This is a genomic window from Alkalihalobacterium alkalinitrilicum (genome assembly GCF_002019605.1).
Classification (GTDB): Bacteria; Bacillota; Bacilli; order Bacillales; family Bacillaceae_F; genus Alkalihalobacterium; species Alkalihalobacterium alkalinitrilicum.
Genome location: NZ_KV917368.1, coordinates 2,533,000 through 2,547,916, shown reverse-complemented (window position 1 = coordinate 2,547,916; position 14,917 = coordinate 2,533,000). Strand labels below are relative to the sequence as shown.

Sequence of the window (14,917 nt, the reverse complement as noted above, 5' to 3'; positions counted from 1 at the left end):
AGATGAAATAAATAAATGATTGCTTTCGCAGATTTTGGAAAAGGTGAGCCGATTGTTTTCATTCACGGTTTAGGTCAGTTTGGTAAAGGTTGGGACGGACAACATGAATTAGCAAACGATTTCCGATTAGTAATTCCAGATTTGCGAGGACACGGATATACAAAGATGAAGTCTAATATTTCATTACGAACATTTGCTTCTGACATTATAGATCTGTTAGACATACTCAACATTGAAAAAGCGCATATTTGCGGATTGAGTTTAGGAGGGATTGTATCACAAGAAATTTACAGACTTTATCCTGAGAGAGTCAAATCATTAGTTATCTGTAACAGTATTTCTTATTTTCCTTATTGGATCGGGATGTACGAATTGAGAAGACGTGAACATATGGTAGACAGTGTAAGTGAAGAGGAATATAAAAATGGTGCTGTTCAACGGTGTATATTCCAAAATAATAAAGAGCTTCAAGATATCACAAGACATACATTTATTTTACGTCCAGAAGAGTATAAACGAAGTGTGAGAGCTGTAATAGGTATGAACTACCTTACAATGCTTCCTCTTGTAAAAGTTCCTACACTGATATTTGGAAGTGTTCAAGATCGTGTTACTCCTTACATTAATCAAGTGATGCAGCATCAACTGATCAGACATTCTAAGCTGGTGACATTTAATCAAACAGGACATGCCTCTAACATTGAGCGAAAAGAGGAATTTAATTTAGAGCTGGTTCGTTTTTTGGAAAGGATGAACGTATGAAAAAAACATTGGATACAATCATTGGGATTTTGTATATATTGTTTTTCATTTTTACTACTGCTTTAGGGTTATGGTTCATGCAAGGTGGGGACTTAAGGGATTTAAAGGATGGTTGTTATCAATCAAGTGGTTGTGAGTAGTAGAGCGATATTGCGACATAATGGAACGAAAAAGAAAAGCAGAAAATTAAGATTCTGCTTTATCAACAACTACCTGATAACCATAAATAATTATGGAAAAAATCATGTAGGAAAAGATGATGTACTTAGGTTTAAAGTTGACCAATTTGTATACTTTTAATTTTTGGTAAATTGAACTCAAGGGTAACGCAAGGAATGTATTCAATAGCATATTCCCAAATAAATACAAACCAAATTTCCCATAAGTTAGGCGGAAAATCCATATGGTGCCAATAAAAAATGGTCCAAGTATAAAACTTAAATCATTGAAAATTTTTGTTTTTATTCCGCCTCTAACTCTCCACAATTTAAAGGGAATAGCTAAAATACTTACAATCGAAACAAGTAAGGATGCGAGAATTGCAGGTGCTGAATATCTTATAAAAGTTTTTCTAGGAGAAAAAAAACTGTAGCCCAAGAAATAACAAACTGACCTATTCTAATAAACGTAGGAGCCATATAATAATTTCCTTTCCAATTTTTTTATATTATTTGGACTCCTTTTAATAATTATACAGATGGTGTATCGAGATTTATTAACTGAACGGTATTGCACAGTTCGACCCTTAAGTGTATTAAAAAGACTCTCCATAAGGAGAGGTCAATGATATATAAAGAGCGCTGTAAATTACAATATGTTATATCGTAAAACATGGTGTCTCCTAACTCTAGAGCGATCAGCCCGGGCCAGTGCAGTAAGTGAGTTAGGGGACAATAAATATATTATCCGAACGTCGAAATAAAAATTCTAGTTAAATGTAATTATTTTACAAATGGTGAAATAGACCGAGTATAAAAAAGGATATAACGAAAGGAGAAAACCACATGAAACGAATGAAAGTAACTCCAGAGGAATTCGATCGTTGTGTAGAGGGAATGGTTGAAGCGGATAAAGAGCGTGAAGAACAACAAGGTGTTGACAATTTAACGAAATAAAAAAGAAATATATAAAGTAAGCGCTTACATTGAGATATTTTTTTAAGTAGGTGAGTAAATGGAACAGTTAGACCTAGATCAGCTTATGAAAGAAACTCACGAATACTACCAACAACGATCCGAGGAGATGCACTTGGAAGTAAAACAGTTAAAACGGGCCAATAGTAAGTTAAAGAATGAAGTCCGTGCTCTTAAAAAAGTAATTTATAATTTCAAACAGCAAGAAAAGCAGAAACAACATTATAAAAATGGGCGAAGAGGCAGTAAGTTTAATGGCTAGGAGGAAAATAGTTGACTACAAATCGATTGCTGGAAATCAAAAATAGAAGTAAAAAAATACCTTGCACTTACCTCTTTGAAGATCATAAAAGAAAAGGTCATTTTTATGAGTTAATGGATGAGGATTATAAGTGGCTAATTGAAAAAGTGGAACAGTACGAACAAGCACTGGAGGAGAAAATAGATGAATATATCTAAACTTTTTGAATTGCAACGAGTATTAGATGATCGGATTGTAAAAGAAAAAGGTCTAGAAGGTGTAAATCTTATTCCTATAAAAAAACTAGCTTTGCAAGTGGAAATTGGAGAGTTAGCAAACGAACAAAGAACGTGGAAGTTTTGGAGTAATGACAGAAAACCTCGAACAAGAGTTGCTAAATTTCCGACCATGAATTATGACGATATTAAATGGCATAATCCAGTGTTAGAAGAATATGTGGATTGCTTCCATTTTGTTTTATCTATAGGGAATGACATTATTTCGAACATAAAAGGTTATACATTAGACCTCAATCCTAGAAAATCAAAAGATATTGTTCAACAGTTTAATAGTTTATTTCATTCGGTTTATTGGATGGATGGAGAACTTGAAGATTATGAAATGTTATTGGATGAATTTTTGGGGCTTGGTGAAATGCTAGGATTTACTTGGGAACAAATTGAGCAAGCTTACCTAAATAAAAACAAAGTAAATCACGAAAGACAGGAGAATGGTTATTAATGATTAGTTTCACGATCTACGGTGAACCAGTAGCTCAAGGTCGGCCAAGAGCTGGAAAAGATCTTGTAGGTAAAGTGAGAATGTACGATCCATCTAAAAGCAGACATTACAAACAATATGTCCGTTTAGTAGCTGCTAACAATAAACCTAGTAAACTTCTAGAAGGTGAACTAGAGCTAATAGTAGACGTCTATAAAGCAATTCCCCAATCGATGCCCAAATACAAACAGGAACTAGCCGTCAAGGGTATGTTAAGGCCTACAACTAAACCAGACGTTGATAATTATGTAAAGGGAATTAAAGACGGTTTATCAGGTATCATTTGGCATGATGACAAACAAGTAGTAAGTCTTACGGTCCGAAAATGGTATGGTGAAATTCCTAGAGTGGAAGTGAAGGTGAGGGGTTTGATTGGAGAAGTCAATCCGTAAAGCAATTACAAATAAAATTGGCGACATCATTGTAAATCACTGTGAAAGTTGTAAGGACCCTAATAGAAAAAACGATCGGTATTGCACTCAAAGCTGCTCTTATGGAAAGGCGTTAAGGAAATATGGAGATATGTTAATAGGGAAGGGGCCAAATGAAATGAGTGAAGAAAATAAGGTCGAACCAACAATTGAGAAACATACCGAACTTACGAAAGAGCTCTACCTGAAATATAAAGATGATGATCTGACTGATAAACAAATTAGGGATAAATTAGGAATGGACCACAATAAACTACATGCATTGAAGAAAAAGTGGAATTTGATCGGGAAGTTTTATCCAAACTCTAAGACTAAGACAATAACAAACTCACCTCCAGAAAAAACAGAAAAACAATTAGTTGTAAATCAAGTTAAACAAGATGACTCACTAAAATTTGAAAATGAAAAATTAAAAATAGTTGTCGATGCTTTAAGGCAAGAAAAATTAAAAATGTTGGATACAGTTTCTAATCTAGAAAGAGAACGTGATATGTATAAACAACGTGTAGACGAATTACTGAAGTATAAATTTAAGTATGGTGCAACTAAAGAAGCATTGAAAGTGCACTTAGAGTAGGTGAATACATGATATTAGCTGAGTCATATAGTGAACTGTGTGAAGAAATTAAAACATTGGAAGTACGGATTGAGGAACTGGAGAGAGAACGAAAGCTACTTAAGAAACGAATGTACGATAACGCTCCAGGTGCTAATCTAACAATTGATTACAGTAAAGAACGAGTAACTGGGGGACAAGTTCCCATGACATTAGATGTTGTCATTGAACGATTAAATAAACTCGATGATCGAATTGACCAGTTGTATTCTTTCCTTGAAATCAAAAAGGATGCCAGGAATAAGATTGATAAAATACTTAAATCATCTGAGGATATCGACCAAAAGGTTGTTGTAATGAGAGATATAAAGAAAATGCCTCTAAGGTTAATTGCTAAAGAGTTAGGCTACAGCTATCAACATATCAGAAGAATATCTTGTAGGAATAAAAAGATGATTAGTTGAAAGTAGCGAAGGAACGAGCGAAACTGTGAAGGAGGTAAATTGAATGTCAAAATCAGATAGAGAATGGTGGGAAGATTTTGGTAGTGGTGTTTCTATTGGGTTGTTTCTTGGTCTAATAGCAAGTCTTTTTGGATTAGTATAATTCGTAGTACGACCCTAGCGAACTGAATGAGGTATAAACCTCAAGGCATAAAAAGGAGGAGAGTTTTTCTCTCCTTGTTACTGAGGCTCATGTCCATTAATGGGAGAACCAGTTGAAGTATGGTCATTCACCCAATCAAGAGATACCTTCTCGACTGCTGACCAATTTGGGATTTGATTGCTATGTTGCTCTACCCAATTCATACAGTATTGTGGGTCAATGCTCTTTTCTTGGCATTGTGCTAAGAATGACTGAATGTTTTCCGTGGTACAATTTTCCCATGAACCACAAGTTTCGGTCCAAATGCGTTCCATTTCCTGTTTGATATCATTTACCATATTGAATTCCTCCTTGATTTAAATCAGACAAATTAAGTTTGTCCAAGGAAAAGAAAAATATAACAGTATGGCAGAAGTAATGAACAGTCCGACTCGACAAAACATGCTACAATCATGCTACAAAACCTCTTAACAAAATGAGATATAATAGTAGTATGAGAGAAATGTCAGTGAAGCACTTAGCCAATTTAGGTTAGGTGCTTTTTATTTACTATTTGTTTGCTTTGATAAAGAAGATTTAAGAGGTCGTCTAATTCTTGGCTGCTTTTTATAGTTTTTATAGAAGAAAGACCATATTTCATGCCAATGTTTATCATTTCGTTTCTTTTAAGTTCAATTTGCTTTAATAAATTAGATGGCATTTAAGTCCTCTCTCCTTATTCTTTTATAGCCAAAAGTTAATTTAACATTGTTTTTAAAATTAAATAATAATTTCGACAAAATAAGACAGGATAAAATGGTGACAATATTGTGTATAACGTTACTTTAGTAATATTTATTAATTGGTCTTTTGAATTCACTATGTTATTTGATTAGGTAAGAAGTTTTTAATGCAAAGTTTTATGGTAAAAATTAACTAGTTCTATTATATTGTTAATTAACAATGTATAAGGACGTGGTAAATTATGAAGTTATTGTTCGGGGAACAAAATAGTGACATAACTATTGAAGTAGATACAATTGTTAAGGGGACAGTAAATGGAAACATCGAGGTTTTACCTGGTGCGAGGCTAGAGTTAGAAGCTAAGGTTATAGGAAATGTCACTTTAAGGAAACATTCTCAAATATCTATAATGAACCATATTGAAGGGCAACTGTTCAACGAAGGCGCTAAGGTTGAATTTCTAAAATACTAAAAAATTAAGCATCCAAAACAATGGGTGCTTTTTATTATGCCTAAAAAAAGGTGGTCTATATGAGGATAGAAGATCGTCTTGATAAGAATACAAAAAGTAAACTCGATAAAATGAAAAATAACAAAAAGGAACGACTTACCGAAAGAGATATTAAAAGCTTAATGGGTATGAACCGTGATCGTTATGAAAGACGCGGTGGAGCAATTAGGAGGAAGTAATATGAAAACCTTAAAACAACGATTTATTGATGAAACAAAAAGTAAAGGTGGATTGAGATTGTTAGTAGTAGCGGTGCAACTACCTTCAGGAGCAATTGAAACTATCACTAATACAGAAAACATCGTAGATAAGGTTGGTTACTACTGGAATGCTTATGATGATGAATTTAGATTAAAAGTTAACCCAGATGTCAGGATTGTCGGTTACATGATTGTTTAGGGGAAGGTGATACCAATGCAAAACCAAATCGTAAGATGCGATGAATGTGGTCGAGGTACTAAGATCAACCTTAAAGAGCGTAAGTACGGACAAGGGAGACGAGAAGCATACTTTACCTGTGAACATTGTGACCATAAATATACATCATATGTTACAGATACACGAGTACGCAGATGGCAGGTGGAACTAAATGAGACCACGGATGCAGTACAACGTTTTAATCTCCAGTTAAAGATTAGAGAAAGGATGCAAAAGTTGAAGACGGAGTTGTAAGGGAATGGTCTATAAAAAATTAGGGGTAAAAACTTCAGAAAAAGCTGACCAATTTTATCACAGCACTCCTTGGAGAAAAATTAGGATACTAGCTTTAGAGAGAGATCAACACCGTTGCTTGCCGTGCTGGAGAAAAGGGGTACTAACCATAGCCAACACGGTTCACCATATCAAGCCAAGAAAAGAGTATCCAGAACTGGAACTTACCTTAAGCAATCTTGAGAGTATTTGTCCAGCCTGTCATAACAAGGAGCATCCAGATCGAGGTAAGCAAAGGAAGAAGAAAAAACATCGAATAAATGTAGTCGAAGAGAGAGGAAATCCAGAAATGATATAGCCCCCCTATAAAATATTCTGGTGATGAGGGTCCCTAGTAAGCGATAGCACTAGAGCGCTAGCAACGCGGAAAAAAATTCATGAAGGGGGGTCATCTTTGAAAGAAAGGAGGTTTTACGGTGGGGATACCTACAAGAAATAAACTTATTGAATATTTGGGAGACAATTACAAAGAGTCAGATGAAGAACTGATTTCTCTTTATTTAGAAACGCATAAATTTTATCGGAAGTTAAAGAAAGAAATAAATAAGCAAGACCTTATGTATGAGTATACAAATAAGGCTGGGGCAACCAATTTGACGAAAAATCCTCTTGTAGTTGAGCTCGCCAAAACCGTCCAGACTCTAAATAACCTTTTGAAGTCGATGGGTTTAACTCCTGCTCAGCGAAAGAAAGTAGTTGGGGAAAATGGCGGAGAAGACGATTTCGAAGACTTCTAATAGTGGTATCATAAATGTTCTGGCCGAACCTTCTTCAAAACTTCTTACTACTTGGTACGCTGAGCAAGTGGTTAAGGGGAATATATTAGCGAGTAAAAAAAATATCCTTGCTGCTAAGCGACATTTAAAAGATTTAGATAAACAAGGTAGGGAAAATTTTCCTTATGTGTTTGATGAGGATACAGGTCATCGACCGATACGTTTCATCGAAAAGTATTGTAAACCCTCAAAAGGAAATTTTAAACAGCTTATCTTACAAGGATGGCAACACTTTGTTTTAGGAAGTTTATTTGGTTGGGTTCATAAGGATACAGGATTAAGGCGCTTTAAAGAGGGCCTTATTTTTGTTGCTCGAAAGAATGGAAAGACAACTAAAATATCAGGCGTAGCGAACTATGGCGTTTCAAAAGACGGCGAGAGAGGGGCAGACATTCCACTCCTGGCTAACTCCATGAAACAGGCGCGTCTTATTTTTGATGAATCGAAAGCTATGATCAAAGCTTCACCGCTTCTCAAGAAAAGATTTAGGCCTCTTAGAGATGCGATATACTACGATAAAACTTTCTCTAAAATCGAGCCACAGGCGTCCGATTCTGAAAAACTTGACGGTTTGAATACACACATCGGGATATTCGATGAAATACATGAGTACAAAGACTATAAACTCATTAACGTCGTGAAAAACTCTCGTGGATCCCGTGAACAGCCATTACTAATTTATATCAGTACAGCTGGTTATCAATTAGATGGGCCACTTGTGAATTATTATGAGCAAGGAATTGACACGCTTAACGGTATCATTAACGATGATCGGACATTTTATTATCTTGCTGAACTTGATGATCCAGAAGAATTTGATAAACCCGAGATGTGGATTAAAGCGAATCCGAATTTAGGTGTTTCAATAAAGCTTGAAGATATGAAAGAAGAGTGGGATAAAGCTAAACGAACACCTCAAGAGAGAAACGACTTTATTACAAAACGATTTAACATTTTTGTGCATGCAAGTAAAATGCCGTTTGTTGATTATGAAGTGTTAAAACGAAATAAAAAGGAATTAGATCTAAAGTTACTCCAAGGAAAAACAGCTATCGGGGGTTATGACTTATCTGATTCAGAAGATTTCACAAGTGCTTGTCTTGAGTTTCCCCTCCTGAAATCAGGTGAAGTTTTTGTTTTGTCTCATTCCTGGATACCTCGAAAAAAAGTGAATGAAGGTAATGAAAAAATACCTTACCACGAGTGGAAAGATGCGGGACTTTTAACAATTGTTGAAGATGAATATATCAATGAAGATTATGTTTATGAGTGGTTTGTGAAACAAAGTGAACGATATAACATTGAATTAATTACCTATGACCCTGCTAAAGCCTTTCGTTTAAATATAGCATTAAAAGAGTATGGGTTTGTAACTGAAGTTGTAAGGCAAGGATTTATTACACTTGGTCCAGCAATGGATGATCTAAAACATTTATTTATCGATGGTAAAGTTATTTTCAATAATAATCCTTTATTACGTTGGTATATCAATAATGTTGAGTTGGTAAAGGATCGAAAAAACAACAACATGCCGTCCAAATCAAATCGTTATCGTAAAATTGATGGGTTTGCCGCAATGCTTAATGCACATACACAAGTGATGGAGAGATTAGTTTCTTCAACTGGCGGCGATAAGTTGGAAGTCATTTCAATGAATGACTTGATGAGGAGGTGAGAATTTGAAATGGTATAAAAAGTTGAAATATAAAGTGGCTATGGCGGCAGTGAAATGGTCTGGTGCTACTTTTGATTTTACAAATTGGTTTGGTCGTACTTTTTGGGGTATAGATAATTCAAAACTAGCAACCAATGAAACTATTTTTAGTGTTGTTTCTCGAATGTCTAACATTATGGCCTCACTTCCATTAAAGCTTTATCAAAATTATGACACCGTATATACACAAGCTGCAGATGTATTGATGAATTCGCCCAATCCGAGTATGACTTCATTTGATTTCATGAGAAGGCTGGAAACATCAAGGAATGAAGATGGAAATGGTTATGCCTTGATTGAGAGAGATATTAGAGGTCAAGTATATCGTGTAACACCGATGGATCCCACCTATGTAGAGCCAATTGTTGAAGCAGAAACGCAAGAATTGTGGTTTAAAGTTTTGGGTAATCAGAAAACTTATTATTTTCATAATTTAGATGTTCTTCATGTTAAGCACATTATCGGTTCTGGTGGTTTAAAAGGGATTAATCCTATTAAAGTGTTAAAGAATACGATTGATTATGACCAAGCGGTGCGAGAATTTAGTTTAAAAGAAATGAAAAGTGCCCCAAATTCATTTGTTGTAAAATATAAGGCGAATATTGACACAGAAAAACGAAAGGCAGTTATTGAAGATTTCAAAAGGTTTTATCAGGAGAATGGCGGGATCCTATTCCAAGAGCCAGGAGTGGAAGTTGACCCAATCGAGCGTAAGTATGTATCTGCTGATACTTTAACATCTGAGCGTATTACCCGTTCCCGTGTAGCTAATGTATATAACTTTCCAGTGACAATGCTTAATGATACCGAGGGTCAAAGTTTTTCAAGCAATGAAGAGCTCATGCGTACTTTCGTCCAACTGACATTAATACCCGTTGTAAGGCAATATGAACAGGAATTTAACCGAAAGCTGCTTACAGATGAAGAAAGAAAACAAGGTTATTATTTTAAGTTAAACGTTGGAGCCTTACTACGTGGTGACGTTAAAGCTAGAAGCGCTTTTTATCATGGTGGCTTAAGAGACGGTTGGCTAACTCGTGATGAAGTAAGACGTTGGGAAGATTTAGCGCCACGAGGAGGACAAGCTGATGAACTATGGATCAGTGGGGATATGTACCCGTTAGATATGGATCCAACTCTACGAAAGGGGGTGAAGGAAATTGAAAAAGAACCAGATGACGAATAACGTATTTATGTCAGATAATCAACAAACTCAACCTATTGCTCAAAAGAAGTTTTGGGAAATGAAGATGTCTGCTAATGGATCAAATGTTGCGGATATTTTTATTTATGGCGATATTGTCCGTTATCAATGGGATGATACTGATACAACCGCTTCAAGTTTCAAAGAGGATTTAGACAATTTAGGAGATGTATCAACGATAAACCTTTATATTAATTCTCCTGGAGGAAGCGTCTTTGAAGGTGTAGCTATTCATAATATGCTAAAAAGACATAAGGCAAAAGTGAATGTACATGTTGATGCGTTAGCTGCATCGATTGCAAGTGTCATCGCAATGGCGGGTGACACTATTTTTATGCCTAAAAACTCTATGTTAATGATCCATAATCCGTGGACATTTGCTGTTGGAAATGCAAAAGATCTTAGAAAAGCAGCTGATGACTTAGACCGTATTGGCGTTTCCGCTGTCCAAAGTTACCTTTCTAAAGCTGGAGCTAAACTTGATGAAGAAAAGCTTCAGCAAATGCTTGATGATGAAACGTGGTTGTCCGCTGATAATGCATTTGAATATGGACTTTGTGACGTTGTTCAAGAAGCGAATGAAATGGCCGCATCTGTTAATGAAGAATTGTTTGCTAAGTACAAGAATGTACCTAGTCAATTCAATTCTCAAAAAAGTACTAAAATTTCAGCAGAAGAAATGGCTCAACGCCAAAAGATTGCTGAAGAAGCAAAGGCAAATTTAGCCCATTTAAAAACAATTTCAGGAGGAATGTACTAATGAAAACAAACCAATTCTACTTACCTATGAAAATCCAATTCTTTGGTGGCCAAACTCTATTTGAATTAAAGCAAAACATGGCAACAGTTGGGCAACAGTTACAAAAGACTGAGGAGAACTTAGCTACAAAAGCAATTGATCCTAATGCAAGTATGGAAGATATTCAGGCTCTTCAAAAATCCCGTGATGATCTTAAAATGCGTTTTGACGTAATTAAGGAACAACATGATAACTTAGAAGCTGAACAGAAGGCTAAATTTGCCCAACAACAAGCTTTTCAACAAAAGAACAACCCAGAAGACCCGACGCAACAAAAGGTCCAAGCGAAAGCTGAATTGATCCGTGCTGTTATGAATAAGCAACCAGTATCTACAGAAATTTATCAAGCATTAGGTGATGAAGGTGAAACAGGAGGCGGTAAGTTCTTACCGAAAACAGTTTCTACTGACATCATTGTTGAACCGTATGTTAAGAACCAATTACGCGGACTTTCTACATTCACACAAATTACTAACCTTGAAATTCCAAAGTTAAACTTCGCTTTAGATGACGATGATTTCATTGCTGATAAAGAAACAGCGAAAGAGTTGAATGTTACTGGGGATATAGTGTCATTTGGTCGCCACAAATTCAAAGTATTTGCTGGGATTTCTGAAACTGTGCTAAATGGTACACACACAAACTTAGTATCTCATGTTGAACGATCTCTTCAATCTGGTGTAGCGGCAAAAGAGAAGAAAGTTGCATTTGCTACAACTCCTAAAGCAGGAGAAGAGCACATGTCTTTCTACTCTACACAAAATGCTGTAAAGAGAGTTGAAGGAGAAAACTTGTATAAAGCAATTAAAAACGCAATTGCGGATCTACATGAGGATTACCGAGAAAATGCAAAAATCGTCATGACCTACCAGGATTACTCTGACATCATTGAAACACTAGCTAATGGTAATGCAACACTTTATACTGCTCAACCTGAACAAATCTTGGGTAAGCCAGTAATTTTCTCTGACTCTGCTGTTAACCCTGTTGTGGGAGACTTTAATTACTCACATTATAACTACGACTTAAACGTTCTGTATGACCGTGATAAGGATGTTAAAACAGGTATTGAACAATTTGTTATCACAGCTTGGATGGACCACCAAATCAAGTTGAAATCTGCATTCCGTATTGCTGAAGTAACTCCAGAAGTATAAGGTGATCCGATATGGAGCTACAAACACTAAAAACATTTCTGCGAATTGATGGAAGTGAGGATAATAATCTCCTCACTTCTTTTATTAATGCAGCAAAATCAACTTTAAGGAATGCTGGTGTGGTTGAACCACAAGTTGATGCAGATGCAAATGAAGAAGAAAAGATGCAGCAAGAAGAAGAATTAGACCAGTACAATCTAGCAATTATGCTCTATGTGAAAAGAGAGTATGACCCCTTGACTGGAATAGAACTCGAACGAATTGAAAAGTCAATTGAAGGTATCATTCTTCAATTACGAGATTATACAGGAGGCGAAGATGATGAGTAATTACATCGTTAAAAAAGCGTTCAGAGATAAATTTACGAAAGACCGACATGCTGAGGGCACGGAATACAAAGCTGGTAAGGAACGTGCAGCGGAACTTCAAAAAAAGGGTTTCTTGGGTGAAGAGGTCAATCCTCAAGTTCCAAATGAAGATGACTATCTTAAAAATATTTTAAGTAAATCTGCTGACAAAATTAGAAGTTCAATTGATGGACTTTCTAAGGAACAATTGCAAAGGTTAGCGGAATTAGAAAAAGAAGATAAAAATAGAAAAACAGTCATGGAGCTTCTTGAAGTGTTAACGAGTGAGCAGGATGAACACAAAGAAGGCTAAGCAACGAATAAAATTCCAAAGACCTGCTGGTAGCCTCGACGATGACGGATTCCCAATTAAGCAACCGACTGAATATGTAACAGTTTGGGCAGAGTTAAAAACTTTAAAAGGTCGCACCTTCTACGCAGCTGCTCAAAACAACATGCAACATAACCGCGAATTTAAAATTCGTTATAATCGAAAGTTGGATGACCGAGAGCGGCCTAAAGGTTTAATTGTTATTTGGAAAGAAGTCGAGCATGACATCGTCTCTATTGAAAACGATGACGGTCTTAATAAGACTATGACTGTTGTTGTTAAGGCGGTGAGTTGATGAAATTTGATTTCGAAGGATTAGATGAATTAATTGCAGAAGTTGAGCGGCTCGAAAATGTTCCTACTCGTGTGAAAAACCGTGCTCTTATCCGTGGTGGAGATATACTGCTTGAACGAATGAAGCAAGAGGTATATTCAAATGGATTAGTTCGACGATCGGGCGACGCTGAAAGGTCATTAATTCGAACAGATCCTAAAAATGGGGAATTATTTGTTGGTACTCAAGGTGGAGCTCAAGTACCTGGCTTTTATCTCTATATGCATGAATTTGGTTTTTATAATGTTAGAGCCAGGCGTTTTATTCCACCTAAACCGTTTGCATCAATTGCGTATGAAGGTAGTAAAGATGACATTTTAGATGCGTATGTCGATGAACTTCGAAAGGAGATGGGGATGTGAGTTTAAATAATTTGATTATAAATATACTTAGTCCCCTAGGAGTTCCTGTGTCATTCGCTCAATATAACAATACAGCTGATACCTATATTGTTTTTTTAGAGTACAACCAAGCCCCTTGGCTAAGTGCTGATGATCAGGAAATGTTTACTAAGCATTTCCTTCAAGTCGATGTATTTTCTGAGGGAAATTACTTACAACTTGTCAAAGATGTAAAACGACTAATGAAAGAAGCGGGTTTTGGACGAATGTTTGAGTCGGAAACGTATGATGATGAAATGGAAAAATTTAGGAAAATAATACGTTTTCACTATATAACGAAAAATTAGGAGGAATAACATATGGGGTTAAAAGGTCTTAAGAATTTACACTATGCTGTAATTGAAAGCGAAAATGAAGAGGAAACAGTTTATGGTACTGTAAAGCCACTTGGTCCAGCAATGGCCTTTAATATACAACCATCGGTCAATCGTGCTAATTTACGTGCAGATGATAAAGTGTTATTTTCTGACACAGCAAAGGGGCCAATTGCAGTTACTCTTAATACAGCCTATTTAGAAAAGCAGGTCGAAGCAGATATTTTAGGAAAAACAATTCATCCTAATGGTTTATTATCAGATAATGCCGATGATGATGCACCGTACATTGCTGTAGGAGGACAAGCAGAAAACGCACGTGGCGGATATGACTTCTTTTGGATCTATCGCGTAAAATTTGCTCCGGCTGAACAAAACATGGAAACGAAGCAGGAAACACCAACATATCAAACACCGAGTCTAACAGGTGAAGCCATTCCTAGACTACATGACGGTGAGGAAAAGCTAAAAGCGTGGAATGGAGACGAAGCGATTGATGATAGTATTTTTGCAAACTGGTTTAATGCAGTGGTCGATAAGAATACAGTCCCGGAGGTGTAATAGTTTATGAAAATAGAACTTTACATTGATGGCGAAAATAAAGTTTTTACAACTCCATTTGTTCCTATGTTGGCAAAACGAAAATACTTGGAGATAGAGGCAAAAGCACAAGAAAGGGAAAGTCCAATAACAGCACAAGAACAATTGAACGAAGATGACGAGATGGTTTCAATTCTTGTAGACATTATCTTTAAAAATCAATTTACTCTTATGCAAGTTTACGAGGGAGCGAGTAAAGAATATATTGATGAAAAAATGCTGGAAGCGATTTGGGGTATTACACCTAAAAGTGAACTAAAAAGTAAAGAAAACAATGAGGGAAACGATCAGGGGGAGTGACGGCTAAAGAAGCCTTCGCTTCCCTTATTTCTTTATACAAAAAAATGATGTTTCCAAAAAACGGGCAAGTCGGTTGGACTATGAATGAAATAGATCAATTTGATAGTGCCTTTTTTGATTCCCTTTTTGCAGACGATCAGCCAACACACGAGCCTGATGTTTACCTTAGTGATGTTTGGTAGGAAA

Annotated in this window: 29 protein-coding genes; 27 read left to right on the top strand and 2 right to left on the bottom strand. The window is 36.1% G+C overall.

Annotated elements, in window-relative coordinates; all coding sequences use genetic code 11:
• Positions 1–15: 15 nt before the first annotated feature.
• The 9 genes from BK574_RS12070 to BK574_RS12035 all read left to right on the top strand — a co-directional run bounded on the left by BK574_RS12070 (position 16) and on the right by BK574_RS12035 (position 4,367).
• Entirely contained in the window at positions 16–762 is a 747-nt protein-coding gene (locus BK574_RS12070; RefSeq protein WP_078428786.1) for an alpha/beta fold hydrolase, read from the top strand.
• A complete protein-coding gene (locus BK574_RS27510; protein WP_158211636.1) occupies positions 759–902 on the top strand; it encodes a hypothetical protein in 144 nt (47 codons plus the stop codon). Before BK574_RS12070 ends, BK574_RS27510 begins: the two co-directional genes overlap by 4 nt.
• Before the next feature lie 263 nt (positions 903–1,165).
• Entirely contained in the window at positions 1,166–1,354 is a 189-nt protein-coding gene (locus tag BK574_RS27505) for a hypothetical protein (protein ID WP_158211635.1), read from the top strand.
• 581 nt (positions 1,355–1,935) lie between these two features.
• Entirely contained in the window at positions 1,936–2,157 is a 222-nt protein-coding gene (locus BK574_RS12060) for a hypothetical protein (RefSeq protein WP_078428785.1), read from the top strand.
• Between the two features lie 11 nt (positions 2,158–2,168).
• Positions 2,169–2,354, top strand: a complete 186-nt coding sequence (locus BK574_RS12055) for a hypothetical protein (RefSeq protein WP_078428784.1) — start codon at positions 2,169–2,171, stop codon at positions 2,352–2,354.
• Positions 2,341–2,877, top strand: coding sequence for a dUTP diphosphatase (locus tag BK574_RS12050; RefSeq protein ID WP_078428783.1), 537 nt, complete (start codon positions 2,341–2,343; stop codon positions 2,875–2,877). The genes BK574_RS12055 and BK574_RS12050 overlap by 14 nt, the downstream gene beginning before the upstream one ends.
• Positions 2,877–3,308, top strand: a complete 432-nt coding sequence (locus tag BK574_RS12045; RefSeq protein ID WP_078428782.1) for a RusA family crossover junction endodeoxyribonuclease — start codon at positions 2,877–2,879, stop codon at positions 3,306–3,308. The genes BK574_RS12050 and BK574_RS12045 overlap by 1 nt, the downstream gene beginning before the upstream one ends.
• Positions 3,289–3,924, top strand: coding sequence for a zinc-finger domain-containing protein (locus BK574_RS12040; RefSeq protein WP_078428781.1), 636 nt, complete (start codon positions 3,289–3,291; stop codon positions 3,922–3,924). Before BK574_RS12045 ends, BK574_RS12040 begins: the two co-directional genes overlap by 20 nt.
• A gap of 8 nt (positions 3,925–3,932) precedes the next feature.
• On the top strand, positions 3,933–4,367 hold the full coding sequence (locus BK574_RS12035) for a hypothetical protein (protein WP_078428780.1): 435 nt from the start codon (positions 3,933–3,935) through the stop codon (positions 4,365–4,367).
• 219 nt (positions 4,368–4,586) lie between these two features.
• Here the strand turns inward: BK574_RS12035 and BK574_RS12030 are convergent, their stop codons facing one another.
• A complete protein-coding gene (locus BK574_RS12030) occupies positions 4,587–4,847 on the bottom strand; it encodes a hypothetical protein (RefSeq protein ID WP_078428779.1) in 261 nt (86 codons plus the stop codon).
• A gap of 188 nt (positions 4,848–5,035) precedes the next feature.
• Positions 5,036–5,209: a Spo0E family sporulation regulatory protein-aspartic acid phosphatase gene (locus tag BK574_RS12025; RefSeq protein WP_078428778.1), complete on the bottom strand. Its 174-nt coding sequence runs from the start codon at positions 5,207–5,209 to the stop codon at positions 5,036–5,038.
• A 264-nt stretch (positions 5,210–5,473) separates the two neighbouring features.
• Between BK574_RS12025 and BK574_RS12020 the strand changes: the two genes are divergently transcribed.
• The 18 genes from BK574_RS12020 to BK574_RS11940 all read left to right on the top strand — a co-directional run bounded on the left by BK574_RS12020 (position 5,474) and on the right by BK574_RS11940 (position 14,913).
• The gene (locus BK574_RS12020) at positions 5,474–5,704 is read left to right on the top strand and encodes a hypothetical protein (protein WP_078428777.1); all 231 of its coding nucleotides are present in this window, start codon (positions 5,474–5,476) and stop codon (positions 5,702–5,704) included.
• Positions 5,705–5,763: 59 nt separating this feature from the next.
• Positions 5,764–5,922 carry a hypothetical protein gene (locus BK574_RS27875; RefSeq protein WP_169917346.1) on the top strand — a complete coding sequence of 53 codons (159 nt, stop codon included), beginning with the start codon at positions 5,764–5,766 and terminating at the stop codon, positions 5,920–5,922.
• 1 nt (position 5,923) lies between these two features.
• Positions 5,924–6,142 (top strand): hypothetical protein, encoded by a 219-nt coding sequence (locus BK574_RS12015; protein ID WP_078428776.1) that lies wholly within the window; start codon positions 5,924–5,926, stop codon positions 6,140–6,142.
• Positions 6,143–6,157: 15 nt separating this feature from the next.
• Positions 6,158–6,415 carry a hypothetical protein gene (locus BK574_RS12010; protein WP_078428775.1) on the top strand — a complete coding sequence of 86 codons (258 nt, stop codon included), beginning with the start codon at positions 6,158–6,160 and terminating at the stop codon, positions 6,413–6,415.
• Positions 6,416–6,419: 4 nt separating this feature from the next.
• Positions 6,420–6,752 carry an HNH endonuclease gene (locus tag BK574_RS12005; protein WP_078428774.1) on the top strand — a complete coding sequence of 111 codons (333 nt, stop codon included), beginning with the start codon at positions 6,420–6,422 and terminating at the stop codon, positions 6,750–6,752.
• A 118-nt stretch (positions 6,753–6,870) separates the two neighbouring features.
• The gene (locus BK574_RS12000) at positions 6,871–7,191 is read left to right on the top strand and encodes a phage terminase small subunit P27 family (protein WP_078428773.1); all 321 of its coding nucleotides are present in this window, start codon (positions 6,871–6,873) and stop codon (positions 7,189–7,191) included.
• Entirely contained in the window at positions 7,160–8,905 is a 1,746-nt protein-coding gene (locus BK574_RS11995) for a terminase large subunit (protein WP_078428772.1), read from the top strand. Before BK574_RS12000 ends, BK574_RS11995 begins: the two co-directional genes overlap by 32 nt.
• A gap of 4 nt (positions 8,906–8,909) precedes the next feature.
• Positions 8,910–10,130, top strand: coding sequence for a phage portal protein (locus BK574_RS11990; RefSeq protein ID WP_420796937.1), 1,221 nt, complete (start codon positions 8,910–8,912; stop codon positions 10,128–10,130).
• Between the two features lie 7 nt (positions 10,131–10,137).
• On the top strand, positions 10,138–10,908 hold the full coding sequence (locus tag BK574_RS11985; protein WP_238458131.1) for a head maturation protease, ClpP-related: 771 nt from the start codon (positions 10,138–10,140) through the stop codon (positions 10,906–10,908).
• Positions 10,908–12,104, top strand: a complete 1,197-nt coding sequence (locus BK574_RS11980) for a phage major capsid protein (protein ID WP_078428771.1) — start codon at positions 10,908–10,910, stop codon at positions 12,102–12,104. Before BK574_RS11985 ends, BK574_RS11980 begins: the two co-directional genes overlap by 1 nt.
• 11 nt (positions 12,105–12,115) lie before the next feature.
• Positions 12,116–12,433 carry a head-tail connector protein gene (locus tag BK574_RS11975; RefSeq protein WP_078428770.1) on the top strand — a complete coding sequence of 106 codons (318 nt, stop codon included), beginning with the start codon at positions 12,116–12,118 and terminating at the stop codon, positions 12,431–12,433.
• On the top strand, positions 12,426–12,764 hold the full coding sequence (locus BK574_RS11970) for a hypothetical protein (RefSeq protein WP_078428769.1): 339 nt from the start codon (positions 12,426–12,428) through the stop codon (positions 12,762–12,764). Before BK574_RS11975 ends, BK574_RS11970 begins: the two co-directional genes overlap by 8 nt.
• Positions 12,745–13,077, top strand: a complete 333-nt coding sequence (locus BK574_RS11965; RefSeq protein WP_078428768.1) for a phage head closure protein — start codon at positions 12,745–12,747, stop codon at positions 13,075–13,077. The genes BK574_RS11970 and BK574_RS11965 overlap by 20 nt, the downstream gene beginning before the upstream one ends.
• The gene (locus tag BK574_RS11960; protein ID WP_078428767.1) at positions 13,077–13,478 is read left to right on the top strand and encodes an HK97-gp10 family putative phage morphogenesis protein; all 402 of its coding nucleotides are present in this window, start codon (positions 13,077–13,079) and stop codon (positions 13,476–13,478) included. Before BK574_RS11965 ends, BK574_RS11960 begins: the two co-directional genes overlap by 1 nt.
• Complete coding sequence (locus tag BK574_RS11955) at positions 13,475–13,804, top strand: hypothetical protein (protein ID WP_078428766.1); 330 nt, start codon at positions 13,475–13,477, stop codon at positions 13,802–13,804. The genes BK574_RS11960 and BK574_RS11955 overlap by 4 nt, the downstream gene beginning before the upstream one ends.
• Positions 13,805–13,816: 12 nt before the next feature.
• The gene (locus BK574_RS11950) at positions 13,817–14,392 is read left to right on the top strand and encodes a major tail protein (protein ID WP_078428765.1); all 576 of its coding nucleotides are present in this window, start codon (positions 13,817–13,819) and stop codon (positions 14,390–14,392) included.
• Between the two features lie 6 nt (positions 14,393–14,398).
• Positions 14,399–14,731 carry a phage tail assembly chaperone G gene (gene gpG, locus BK574_RS11945; protein ID WP_078428764.1) on the top strand — a complete coding sequence of 111 codons (333 nt, stop codon included), beginning with the start codon at positions 14,399–14,401 and terminating at the stop codon, positions 14,729–14,731.
• Positions 14,728–14,913, top strand: a complete 186-nt coding sequence (locus BK574_RS11940) for a hypothetical protein (RefSeq protein ID WP_078428763.1) — start codon at positions 14,728–14,730, stop codon at positions 14,911–14,913. The genes gpG and BK574_RS11940 overlap by 4 nt, the downstream gene beginning before the upstream one ends.
• Positions 14,914–14,917: the final 4 nt, after the last annotated feature.